15 protein-coding genes and 2 pseudogenes are annotated in these 12,042 nt (G+C 36.3%); 3 read left to right on the forward strand and 14 right to left on the reverse strand.

Annotated features, from left to right (window positions below; genetic code table 11):
* Positions 1–557: 557 nt before the first annotated feature.
* The 4 genes from ADH27_RS01400 to ADH27_RS01415 form a co-directional block, all read right to left on the reverse strand.
* Positions 558–743: a hypothetical protein gene (locus ADH27_RS01400; RefSeq protein ID WP_045773562.1), complete on the reverse strand. Its 186-nt coding sequence runs from the start codon at positions 741–743 to the stop codon at positions 558–560.
* Positions 744–776: 33 nt separating this feature from the next.
* Positions 777–1,133, reverse strand: coding sequence for a class Ib ribonucleoside-diphosphate reductase assembly flavoprotein NrdI (locus ADH27_RS01405; protein WP_182322084.1), 357 nt, complete (start codon positions 1,131–1,133; stop codon positions 777–779).
* On the reverse strand, positions 1,134–1,481 hold the full coding sequence (locus ADH27_RS01410; RefSeq protein ID WP_048715133.1) for a hypothetical protein: 348 nt from the start codon (positions 1,479–1,481) through the stop codon (positions 1,134–1,136).
* Between the two features lie 199 nt (positions 1,482–1,680).
* On the reverse strand, positions 1,681–2,292 hold the full coding sequence (locus ADH27_RS01415) for a TetR/AcrR family transcriptional regulator (RefSeq protein ID WP_152904093.1): 612 nt from the start codon (positions 2,290–2,292) through the stop codon (positions 1,681–1,683).
* Positions 2,293–2,655: 363 nt separating this feature from the next.
* Here ADH27_RS01415 and ADH27_RS10520 point away from each other — a divergent pair.
* The 3 genes and pseudogenes from ADH27_RS10520 to ADH27_RS01425 all read left to right on the forward strand — a co-directional run.
* Positions 2,656–2,805: pseudogene (locus tag ADH27_RS10520) on the forward strand (site-specific integrase); the annotation flags it as partial.
* A gap of 265 nt (positions 2,806–3,070) precedes the next feature.
* A complete protein-coding gene (locus ADH27_RS01420; RefSeq protein ID WP_048715134.1) occupies positions 3,071–3,832 on the forward strand; it encodes an IS110 family transposase in 762 nt (253 codons plus the stop codon).
* Positions 3,795–4,238, forward strand: a complete 444-nt coding sequence (locus ADH27_RS01425) for a transposase (protein ID WP_082160963.1) — start codon at positions 3,795–3,797, stop codon at positions 4,236–4,238. Before ADH27_RS01420 ends, ADH27_RS01425 begins: the two co-directional genes overlap by 38 nt.
* A 354-nt stretch (positions 4,239–4,592) precedes the next feature.
* Here the strand turns inward: ADH27_RS01425 and ADH27_RS01430 are convergent, their stop codons facing one another.
* The 10 genes and pseudogenes from ADH27_RS01430 to ADH27_RS09815 all read right to left on the reverse strand — a co-directional run bounded on the left by ADH27_RS01430 (position 4,593) and on the right by ADH27_RS09815 (position 11,945).
* Positions 4,593–4,877, reverse strand: coding sequence for a hypothetical protein (locus ADH27_RS01430; RefSeq protein WP_225915803.1), 285 nt, complete (start codon positions 4,875–4,877; stop codon positions 4,593–4,595).
* A 247-nt stretch (positions 4,878–5,124) separates the two neighbouring features.
* Positions 5,125–5,463 carry a Cd(II)/Zn(II)-sensing metalloregulatory transcriptional regulator CadX gene (gene cadX, locus ADH27_RS01435; RefSeq protein ID WP_000711078.1) on the reverse strand — a complete coding sequence of 113 codons (339 nt, stop codon included), beginning with the start codon at positions 5,461–5,463 and terminating at the stop codon, positions 5,125–5,127.
* A gap of 11 nt (positions 5,464–5,474) precedes the next feature.
* Complete coding sequence (locus ADH27_RS01440; protein WP_002911684.1) at positions 5,475–6,089, reverse strand: CadD family cadmium resistance transporter; 615 nt, start codon at positions 6,087–6,089, stop codon at positions 5,475–5,477.
* 299 nt (positions 6,090–6,388) lie between these two features.
* Entirely contained in the window at positions 6,389–8,452 is a 2,064-nt protein-coding gene (locus ADH27_RS01445) for a heavy metal translocating P-type ATPase (RefSeq protein WP_048715137.1), read from the reverse strand.
* Between the two features lies 1 nt (position 8,453).
* Entirely contained in the window at positions 8,454–8,732 is a 279-nt protein-coding gene (locus ADH27_RS01450; protein WP_002893755.1) for a DUF6110 family protein, read from the reverse strand.
* Between the two features lie 180 nt (positions 8,733–8,912).
* Positions 8,913–9,503, reverse strand: a pseudogene (locus ADH27_RS01455) (IS256 family transposase); the annotation flags it as partial.
* A 489-nt stretch (positions 9,504–9,992) separates the two neighbouring features.
* Positions 9,993–11,042, reverse strand: coding sequence for a DUF389 domain-containing protein (locus ADH27_RS01465; RefSeq protein WP_048715138.1), 1,050 nt, complete (start codon positions 11,040–11,042; stop codon positions 9,993–9,995).
* Positions 11,039–11,362, reverse strand: a complete 324-nt coding sequence (locus ADH27_RS01470; RefSeq protein ID WP_048715140.1) for a potassium channel family protein — start codon at positions 11,360–11,362, stop codon at positions 11,039–11,041. Before ADH27_RS01470 ends, ADH27_RS01465 begins: the two co-directional genes overlap by 4 nt.
* Complete coding sequence (locus ADH27_RS01475) at positions 11,359–11,718, reverse strand: hypothetical protein (protein WP_000397555.1); 360 nt, start codon at positions 11,716–11,718, stop codon at positions 11,359–11,361. Before ADH27_RS01475 ends, ADH27_RS01470 begins: the two co-directional genes overlap by 4 nt.
* Positions 11,643–11,945, reverse strand: coding sequence for a TMEM175 family protein (locus ADH27_RS09815; protein WP_006151097.1), 303 nt, complete (start codon positions 11,943–11,945; stop codon positions 11,643–11,645). Before ADH27_RS09815 ends, ADH27_RS01475 begins: the two co-directional genes overlap by 76 nt.
* Positions 11,946–12,042 lie beyond the last annotated feature (97 nt).

The raw sequence follows: 12,042 nt of genomic DNA on the forward strand, positions 1-12,042 counted from the left end.
CCTACTCAACTGTGCGGAGGTGGGACGACGAAATCGAATTCTAACGAATTACCGATTTCTGTCTCACTCTCTTTCAATAACTGTAAATAAGTTTTAACGTTTACTAAATTGTGAGGCTTTACGGGCCTTTTTCAAGTCTGGTTTGGAAAGTATGAGTTTCAGTTGGCCTAAAAATAGCGTAATACCAAGTCTTTTCAGAACGATATCTACTGATTCATTTCATAAAATTTGAATCAATATGTCTTAAATAGGGGAATAGTTTAGTTTTGTTAGTATTAAAATAATACAGCTACGAAGCTTATTATATCAGAGTTCCTAGTTTTGGGTAACAAAAATCAAATATCTATAAAAGCCTATTAAATTAAGCATTCAAACTTCATTTTCGTTGGAAATAAACACTTATAACCTAATCTTACAAACAATGTTTCAATTTTTCTTTTATCAATATTTTCTTTATATTTAACCACATAAGTTGTAAAGTCTTCGTTCAATTCTTTAATAACTTTATCTGGTACAATAAGAGTCCCCGAATCATTTAATCCTACTTGAGAAAAAAGTCAATCTTTCTGTGACGCACTGGAAGTTGCGTCTACCTGATTCTGATCTACTTCTTCTTGTTTGGAAGAATTTCTTTCCGTCTTATCTGAAGTGTCAGGATCTTTCTGTACATGCCCGCAGGCCGTTAGGATAAAGACAGAAATCAGAGCCAGAAACAAGCTCCCAATTTTCTTGAACCTAGACATACGAGTCCTCCATTTATACAAAACTTGATGAGACTAGCACTCCGCCAAAAATGCCTGCACAGTCTTGACATCTTCTGAACTACCGCCTTGGTCAATATCGCAGATATGCTGGAGCCCATATTTTTCGATAATCAAGGCAGTCGCTCCGCAGAAGGTCCGGCCGTGTTTAACAGAGTCACCATTGTTAACAAAACCTTTAATCAGCCCAGGATGTTTCTTGATAAAGCGTTTGGTAGACCACGGAATTTTCCCAGCACCAGCATTTCGAGTAATGAGAATACAGGGCTCTTCCAGTTTCTCCTTGATACTCTGGGTCGGATAGCCTAGTGATTCTGCAAATCGTTTTCCAATACCAGTATTTGAATCATAAACTACAATCATCTTCATCACCTACTTTCTTAAAAAAAGGATAGCAAACCAAGCCGCAAAGCCTAAAACCACAACATCAGAGATGAGCATAAGCATAAACTCTAAATCTGGCATTATGTGAATGTAAATCAGCAATGACAAAGTTGTCAAAGCCAGTGCTGTCAGCTTAGCAACTGCCGGCAAGCCCGGAATCAAAGCTGCTCCGATTAGGACAATGATGAGACCTCCGACTAAAAATGACTGAAAATCCACACTTAAACTAAAACCAACTGTCACACCGCCGTAGCCAATGGTCAAAAGACCAATTGCGACCAGACAGATACCCAAAATAGCTATTCCACTCATAGCAAATCCTCCTTGCTTATTCATTCTTTTCCTCACTTTCTATTTTTGAATGAACGCTTCCAAATATTCATTCAAATCTTTCTAAAAAATAATTCACTTTATACTTATGCAATCACATTTCTTCCCATTCCTATTCGCACTAAATAAGCCATCACCTCCTTTGTTCGTGAATGAATGGTTATATAAATTCATTCATATCTGCTTCTAAGAAAAGGAATTTCCTCTATTTGGAAAAAATTCCCTTAACAAAATATTTCACTAAAGTCTCAAGACTATCGAAGTAGCCTGAAAAATCCTGCTCTGTGACATGCATGTCTATGTAATAAATCAAGTCATAAACCTTCATGATCTCAGCTATTTTCTCCTGCGAAAAGCCCTCTTCCTGCAAGCGCTGGCTGAAGGTCTGAATCAGAAACTGATGAAAAGCATTGGATGCTCGTCCGGAATCCTGATTATAGTAATCGTGCAGAATCTGAGAAATGCCTGGCTTGTTCCACTCAGCCAGAATTTTATTGGGTGAAATCAATTCAAAAGTGACTGCAAAAAGCTGTTCAACGATTGTCTCGGGCTCGCCCTGCCAGTCTACGCGTTGTATGATTCCCTCACGTATACGGCTATTTTCAGCTACATAAACCTCCAAGAAGATAGCTTCCTTGGACTCATAATACTTGTAAAAGGATCCGACAGCCATACGGCTCTTCTTAGCAATATCAGAAATTCCAGCTGCCTTATAGCCTTTTTCTGCAAATACTTCCCTAGCCGCAGCCAACAGCTCATTTTTTTTATCCATTTCTATGCCTCTTTTATGAATGAATAAGTCTGTATATTCATTCATATTCTAACACATTCTTGCTATTTGTCAAGCATTTATGCGATACTATACAAAAAAGATAGTTTGCTAATCAAATTTTTTTTTAGATTATATTTTGGAGGTTGAGCTATGCTCAAGGAAAGACGAAGCCAGGGTACCATCCCCTACTGGTAATTACTTTTATTTTTCTAAGAATTTTTCAACTGTATCGAGGGGTTTGATATAGGTAAGATTTACAATAAACATAAGCGACTCCCTTAAAATTAATGATAAATAGATTATAATACTTTACAAACTACCTGAATAGTAGGCACATTTTTGTAAGGAAAAAAATGCTGACAAATAAAAATTGGAATTGTAGTATGTCCCAAGTTTTGGATGTAGTTGGTGGCAAGACGGGCTGGAACATCATTAAATGCTATTTCAGAAGCACTTACTCATAGTGACATCCAAATAACGAAGACTTATGTCAATACTACGGAAAAAGTAAATCAAACAGCAGGAGAAATAGCCTTTAGAAGTCTCAAAAAGCAATAGGGTGAACTTTGTGGTGAACTTTAGTTTTTTGAACAAAAAACTCTAAGCAGGCTTAGCCTGCTAACTCATGACAGAAAAGAAAGTTCGGCTTATAATGAAGGTGAACAATACAAATCCGTGGTCTTTAATAGGGCTTTTCCTAGTCTGTACAAAAAACTGGATGAACAAGAGTCATGAGATAACTCGAATATGCCTTGAGCATGAAAATAAAATTACTAGTAGCCTCTTGTTCTATTGTTCAAATAGTTAACAGGAGGTTTTTATAATGGAAGTCATGATTGAAACTTGTTGTGGAATTGATGTCCATCAAAAGTCTATCGTTTGTTGTATTCTAGATGGTCCACTAGATACCAATAAGCCAAAGAAAATTCAGAAAAAATTTGGGACAACTACTGTAGCTCTTCAAAATGCCTTAGCTTGGATGGTAGAAAACCATGTAACACATGTCTTTTTTGAAAGTACTGGGCAATATTGGCTCCCGCTCTTTAATATATTTTCAGATTCTGATCTCGTCTTAGTACTTGCCAATCCTCAACATATCAAGAATGTACCTGGTCGTAAGACAGACGTGAAGGACGCTGAATGGATTGCTCAACTCGGCCGTTGTGGACTAATTGAACCTTCCTATATCCCTGCCCCTGAAGTGGTACAGCTTCGTTTATTAACTCGTCGCTTGCGTTCTTATAAACAACGTCAAACTCAAGTCAAAAATGAAATTCACAATCTCTTACAACGAGCCAATATCAAGCTAACCAGTTGTCTTTCTGATATTTTTTCTAAGACGGGGCATGCACTTTTAAAATTATTCATTAACGGAGAAACAATTGATGTAGAATCTGTTATCCTCTGTATACAGAAGCGAGTGAAAGCAAGTCAAGAGAAACTCGTTGAAGCGATGGAAGGTAAGTTGTCACTAGAAGACCGCTTCCTATTAGACCAGAGCTTAGAGGAATATCAGATGTATCAGGAACTCATTGAAAAACTGACCGATGAGATTCAACACTACATCGAAAAGGAGTTCCCCTGAGGAAAATAGGATACTTCAAACCATTCCTGGTGTGAATGAAAACTGTGCTGCCACTATTCTAGCTGAGATTGGACCAACTATTACAGCATTTCCATCCGATGCACATTTAGCATCATGGGCTGGACTCTGCCCAGGGTCTTATGAAAGTGCCGGCATTAAAAAATCCTCACATATCACGCAAGGAAATCGATATATCAAACAGGCTTTGACCATGTCGGGATTAATTGCAGCACATTCTAAGGATCCAGCTTTTTCTTCTTTTTACAATCGAATTTCCCAAAGAGGAAGCAAGATGAAAGCCGTCGTTGCTTGTGCTCATAAGATTCTTAGAATCATTTACAAACTACTCTCCACCAAGCAAACTTATCAAAAAGAAAAGGCGCTAGGACTGGGGAAACAGTTCTAACGCTTAAATTAAAAAATTTTCAATTACAGTATAGCACAGGAAGTGATTTTTTGCGCTTTTTTACTGCTTTTTTTCAAATAAAAAGACATCCAAGAGAAAATTCTTGAATGTCTGTAAACGTTGATATAATCGTGTTGATTAACGTTTTGAGAATTGTGATGCTTTACGAGCTTTCTTAAGACCTGGTTTGGAAAGTATGGATTTCAGTTGGACTAAAAACAGCGTAATATCAAGGATTTTCTGAACAATATCTACTGATTAATTTCATAAAATTTGAATCAATATTTTTTAAATAGGGGAATAGGTTAGGTCTCTAAGCATTAAAATAATACACCTAACTTTGGTCACCGTTTTTTAGTTATTCACTCTTTTTTCGGATAGTGTTTTTAAAGTTATGATGTAAAATGCCGCAATTAAAACACTATACATCATAATCGGAGGATAGACAATTAAAGATAGAATCAATCCCACTCCTTTAATTATTAGGTCAGGTATCAATAACTTCCTATATTGTGCGGTAGCTTCAAGTAATTCTTTCTGATCTATATTGGGTTTATCAATTACTTTATGTAAAAACCAGTTTGCTACCGTTGAAACAATAACAATCAGTCCATAAAAGAGCTGTGCCGTATGATTCATGAAATGACTACTAACTATTCCAGTAGCATAGGGCATAAATGAAACAAAAAATAAAAGATACAAATTCTTTCAAATTCCTCCCTTTTCAACTTGGCTAACTTGACCTGCATTACCTAGGTCGCTTTGCTTTAAATTATACTTTTTTCTTAAACATTTGATACGAGTAGGTATTTCTTATGAGTAATTTTCATCAAAAAATTTCATATATAATCTCCCTATAATCATGGAAAAGTAGTAAAAATAGTTGTTATCCTAGTTGATTAAAAAAATCTCTGATTTCCTCATCTTTTATAAAATAATATATAATTTTCCCCTCTCTTCTAGTGTCCAAGATGTTTTGATTGGCTAGTTTACGAAGATGGTGGGAGGCAGATGCCATACTGAGATTTAGTAAACAGGCTATATCACAGACACAGAGTTCTTCGACGGCAAGGAGATAAAAGATGATATTTATCTGTTTATTATCGGTAAATTTTGATAAAATGCGAAGTGATTTTTGGACTTTTTCCTTTTCAAGGTAGTTCGTTGCGGTTGTAACATTTTGTTGATTTATAACATCCACTTGACAGATACTATCTTTTTTCATATTTTTTTCTCCTAGCCTAACACAGCCCATAGCATGTCAAAGCTGTTGTTTTCAATCAGGATATACATCCCCAATCCTAAATAGACAACGGCAATAAACCATCTGCTATATTTTTCCAAAGTTTCTCCAACAGAAGGGACTTGTGCTAATTTTTGGGCAGAAAAAACCAAGAGATAAATCATGACTAGAAAAGTAAGTAAAGTCACTATCAAATTCGCTAAATTTAAGGTGGTAAAATATGGGACAAAGACACCAATATTGTCAGCGCCACAACTTGCAAAAGTAATCATAGCGACTAGAAAAATCAGGTTTTTATTGTCTTTTCGCAAACCATCTTTTGCAATAGCTTCTCCATCAGAATCTCCTAAAAGCAAAACTTTGAGGCCTAGGAAAATTGGAATCAAACCGAGTAAACCTAAAATCTCTTTACTAGGAATATAATTTAAGACAAATGCAAAAAGCAAACTTAGGAATATTAGACTAACAGAGCCTAGAAATTGTCCTAAATAGATGTTAATGATGTCCTTTCTGCTTTTTCTTTTGGCAAAAAATAACATTAGGATAATAAGTAAGTCTACGGCTGTCCCAGAATACAGGATTATTGAAGTAACAATATTTTGAATCATAAAACACCTCATTCAAATATATTTTTGAATGTATTCTAACATTAACCTTTGTAGATGTCAACTTAAAATCCACCAATTAATAATTGCATGTCAATATTTGTATTGTGAAACTAGTTTCAGAAATATATAGTCTTAAAGTATGTCCACTGCCAATGGTTTTTTCAATATTTAAAAGGAGAGAACCAATTTGGTCCTCTCCAGGGTATAATTTTCCACCAACCCACTACAGTTGACAAAGAACCGTTATTCTCAAATGAGACAACTCCTTTTAGTTTTTATAACCTCAGCTTCTCGGTCTCTTACCTACTTTTAATAGAAAGACTACGAAGGACGATTCTTAAAGTAGTCAGATTGTGCAATATCGAAAGATTAGATGGGCTTAACCAATTTAACAACCCAAATCCAATTAAACTTCCATTTATTACAACTGTTTCTTGAATATTTCTTTGAATTAATTTCTGCAACGATTCAGATAAAGAATTCAATTCCTCGAAGAAATCTAAACGATTATCTAATAATAAAATATCACTCATCTGCTTAGAAATATCAGCACTTTCATTCATCACAACCCCAATATCTGCAAGCGTCAAGGCAGCAGAGTCGTTTAACCCGTCTCCAACCATCAAAATAGTTCGGCCAGCTTTCTGTAATTCCTGAACCAACTGAAACTTACCATCTGGTTTTAAATCAGTATAAACGTTGTCAAATGTCAGATCTTTAACCAACTCTTCTGTTCTAGCCAACGTATCACCAGTTGCCAGAATCAGTTTTTTCCCTTGGCGCTTTAGCTTTTTCAATGCAACTTTCGCCTCGCTTCTCAAGGGAGTGTGGATACAAAACATCCCAATTAATTCTTTCTTATAAGCCAAAAACAATAAATTGTAATGAGTCTTATATTGCTCAATCAAGGCCAGCTGCTCAGAACTAATTCTTACCTGTTCGTCTTGCATTAGTACATAATTTCCAATGACAACCGATTGACCATCAATTTGCGATTTAATCCCTTTGCTTGCAACATACTGAAGCTTGCCATGCATTTCTTCGTGTTCAATGCCTTCAATTTCAGCTTGTTTAACAATTGCATTGGCAATAGGATGATAGATATGTTCCTCCAAACATGCACTTATTCTTAAAATATCTTTCTCAGTATAATCTCCGAAAGGAAGAACCTTTTCAACCAAAGGATAACTCGTCGTGATGGTACCCGTTTTATCAAACAAGAAAGTATCCACTTCCAGATATTTTTCTAATACATCACCATCTTTAATAACCATTTCTCGATTTAGACCTTCCTTTATGGCCGTAAGGTAGGCTACAGGTGTGGATATTTTTAGAGCACATGAAAAATCCACCAATAAAAAGGAAATGGCTTTTGAAAACGAACCTGTTAACAGATAAGTCAAACCAGCACCTAAGAAGTTATATTTTACAACCTTGTCTGCCATCCTAATAAAATGACGTTGTTTTGTCTTCTTACTCTCTTCAGATTTTTTCATCAGATTGATGAGTTGCAAAATACGACTGTTTATCTGATTATCAGTCACACGAATTCTTAACTCTCCTGTTTCCAAAACAGTATTCGCACATACAGAATCTCCCTCTTTCTTTTCAACAGGGAAGCTCTCTCCAGTCAAGGAACTCTCATTGACCATGCCTAATCCTGAAACCACTTGGCCGTCAAACAAGATTTCATTACCTTGGGAGACAACTAATACATCACCTACTTGAACATCAGAACTCTTGATGCTGATGACCATGTCTCCCCGCACTAAGAAAACATCACTTTCTTTAGCAAGAAGGCTTTGTTCCAAATCTGTTGCTGTTTTTTTTAAAGACCACTGATCCAGATGATTACCCAAATCAAGCATAAACATGATGTTGCTAGCTGTCTTGGATTGGTTCATAAACAAGGACAACAAAATGGCCGAACAGTCCAAGACCTCCATGGTTAGTTCCTTGCGCGCTAAAGTTTGATAGGCTTCTTTGACATAACCCAAAGCCTGATAACAAGTCCAAATATAACGAATAGGGTAGGGTACAAAACTTCGAAACAGCAAACGCTTAATCGCTGCACCCGATACAATTGAATAAGCACTCTCTTCTCTACGAATGGGAAGAGTCATCAAGTCCGAAACTTTCCCCTTGTCAATTTTTTTTAAAAAGGCCTCTGCATTTTCTAATACAGAGAAGCCTTCTTTCATACGTAGAGTAAAGTGCTGCTGATCCATATAAAACTGAATAGAGTCGATCCCTTTTTCATCTTTAGCCAAGGAACGAAGATAATCTTGAATATCCAAGGTCAGTGAAAACGAGGACGATAATCGGATATGTTGATATCCTCTGTGTAGCACTTTAAAAGACATATTATTCACCTGTCAGGCTATCTAATTGTTCTTCTTTCTTTTCCTGTTCGTATAAATATTTAGCGTCTTGTAAAACATCATCACCGTGTTGTTTTACAACAGAAACAGATGCATCCAGTCCATCTTTCAATTTGTAAGCTTTAGCCAAGGCCTTAGAATAGCCTTTCTTAGCTTCTTTACTTGCTAAGACTTTCAAGCCAAGCGTCCCAAATGCTACCCCTCCTAAGAAGAGAGATGATTTTTTCGCAACTTTTGCGACGTTTAATACTTCTTTTAACATGTTTATTTCCTCCTTGTAACTATTGTAGCGAAAAATGACAGCAAAAGCAATTGCTGATATCTGATATATAGATAAAATTCTCTATACTGATATTTAATTATATTATGATGAAAACAATATACTTTATTTTTTGATACTGTAAATAATTATGTGTAAACACTTAAGTAGAGTTACGGAGTGTTAATTAAATAAGCTTTCAAGTGTATCAGAACATTGACCAAACCCTTTATGGATTCGTTGACTTTGCTTGAAATTATAATCTTCAAACAACGTAACTAAGTAACGTTCCAGAGCCTCCTCATTAGGAAAAAGAACCTTCTTTTTCGTTTGATGTTTGATTTCTTTGTTAAGAGACTCAATGAGGTTTGTCGAATACATGCTGTGCCAAATCTGGTAGGGAAACTGATAAAAAGTTAAAAGATTATCCGTCTTCTCCAGACTTTCCATGACTTTCCTATACTTTGGTTTCCATTCGGCGAGAAAGTCCTCTAAAGCTTGTCCTGCCATTTCTAAATTTTCAGCACGATAAATCATTATAAATTGCCCCAGAATAACCGCTCTATCTGCTCGTTTCACTTTACTAGCTAGATTTCGACTAATATGAATTAAGCAACATTGTTGTTTAGCTAATGGGTGAGCCTGACTGATAATCTGCTCAAGCCCCTTAAAGCCATCTGTAACTACAAGAGAAATCTGTTGGATTCCTTGGTTTTGAAGCTTGTCTAACAGGGTGGACCAAGAAGCATTGTTTTCTTGAGGCAACTGTGCATAGCATATCTCTATGCGACTAAAGTCGCTAGAGCTATCCTAATTGCGCACCGCCAGTTCTCATAGAAAAAAACACCTTGCAAGATGCAAAGTGTTTTCGTTTGTATTCTGCTGTCCAGTAACGAATTAACGTTTACTAAATTGTGATGCTTTACGGGCCTTTTTCAAGCCTGGTTTGGAAAGTATGAATTTCAGTTGGACTAAAAACAGCGTAATATCAAGACTTTTCTCCGCTTTTATAAAAGCTTTTTTCCAATCAAATTCAACTAATTTTATCCGAATGGTGTGGATTTTACCCCCAAAATTACAGAGAATGGAGCTGATAAACACTAAACGTTCACACCATTAGTTAAATGATTTTTTGTTCATCATTTTTCTTAGATGATAGAACTTCTAATTTATTTCTTATTCAAGCAAAAACAACCTGCTATAAGTAAGAAAGAGGAAGATACAAGAAAAACACGGCGTAAAAACCGATTCAGTTCATTGTCCTCAATCCTTGTCTGCTTCATTTTCTTTTACGAGATCGTTTTGTGAATCTTTTTCAGAGAGTTTTTGATCAATATACTTGTCAATGTTTTCATAAAATTCCTTGGTCGCTTCACTATCTAATGTTGGCGAGTTCTGAACTTGATTCACTTTCAATTGAACAGATTGAATACCGTAAGAGGCTTGTTTTTGGTGGAGTGTTTCTAATTCTTCTTCTGAAATCGGATCTCCAACAACCGTCAAGACCAATTCATTGTTACTTGACTTGTAGACTTGATTAATAACCGTATAATTGGCGAACTCTTTTCCTACAAACTGTTTGATCCCTTCTTTGCGCGCTTGTTCTATTGTCAGAGTAACTGCCGAATAGCTAGCTGGAAGAATCAACAATACAATCAAAGATATCAAGCCAATTCTCATTTTAATGCTCAGCTCTTTAAATGAAGTTAAAGGAGATTTTCTCATCAAAATTCTTGTTCCAACAATGTTGGCTAGCACGATAAAGACACAGTTGATCAAGAAAAGATAGAGAGCCCCCAATAAAAATCGTACATTCCCATTAGCTAAACCATAGCCAGCAGTACAGATAGGCGGCATCAGAGCTGTAGCAATGGCTACTCCTGGCACGATATTGTTTGCTTCTTTTTTCCTTGAACCGATCACACCAGCAATCCCACCAGCAATAGCAATGAGGACATCCCAAATGGTTGGAGAGGTTCGTGCAATCAACTCGCTACTTGCATAAGACAAGGGAGAAATCCAGAAATACAGAGTCGAGACAAGCAAACTGACCAACACTTGAGTCAATAAAACCTCTAGAGATTGCTTGATTAAACGCGTATCAAAAATAGCTAAACCGAATCCCAGTCCAACAATCGGTGTCATGAGAGGTGAAATCAACATGGCTCCTATAATGACAGCTGTTGAATTCATATTTAGTCCGATAGAGGCAATAAAAATTGCACACATCAAAATCGCTGTATCTCTCAATCGAACATGAAGGTCATCGTATAATTTCTCACGGTATTCCCGTGTTGAATAATTGGCAGTCATTTGTCCTCTCCTCTTTCCTTATTTAAATTGGTATAATAATTAAAAATAACAGCTGATAAACAGCAAAAAAATATGAGCCCATAAATCGTCAAGAAGACACTGGTAATCCTTCCAATCAAGGTCACAGCTAGGAGATCCCCGTAGCCGACAGTCGTCGAAGTCACAAAAGCATACCAAAGACCGTCTCCGTAATTTGTGATAGCAGGTTCAACTAGGAAAAGCACGCCTCCTGACCCAAAAACAAAGGTCACAAAACTCAGAGCAAACCGAGTAAAACCCGTAACCTGCATAATATGCCATAACATTTTTAAACGTTTCATTTGTTCTCCTTATTCATACTAGCTCCTGACCGAGCCGTTTTTTTCCAATAATCAAAGTGAAGATAGGACATGATCTCCATCAGAGAAAGATAGACAAACTGATAGATCTGATTTAAGCTGATTATCAACTGATATTGTTTGAAAAATGACTGGAAGAAAGACCAGATATGACTGTCTTGAATCAGTCCCTTCTTAATATCAGACAGGATATTAGCTAAAGCTCCCAAGGACTGAAACGGTAAATCCTTGACATTTATATAGATCCGGTCCACCACATCATTCAGACTGGTATCTTGGATGGCATGAAATTCTCCAAAGAGAACTCCTGCCGCTCCAAGAGTAGAAACAAATTCCACCAAATAATTTCTGAGGAAATTTTCTCAACCTTTTCCCATAATGTGTTTAGTGCCATCCATAACGATCCCAACCAGAAAAAGGAAAGAAAACAAGCAAAGAAATTTTGCCGTAAATCCCAAAAAGCTTCAAGACTTGGTGTTGTTGGTTTTTCTAACTCTAAAACCAAGATGGTCATAATAATTGCTAGAACAGCATCTGTCAATACAATTAATCTGTCTTTCTTCATCGGATTGCATCCCCTTTCTTTTTTGTAACATTCTATCTTATCGCATAATATTGGATATTCTTTCATAATCCGACTACAAACAAAAATAAACCAAAAA

This window comes from Streptococcus sp. 343_SSPC, assembly GCF_001072385.1.
In the GTDB taxonomy this organism is placed as follows: Bacteria; Bacillota; Bacilli; order Lactobacillales; family Streptococcaceae; genus Streptococcus.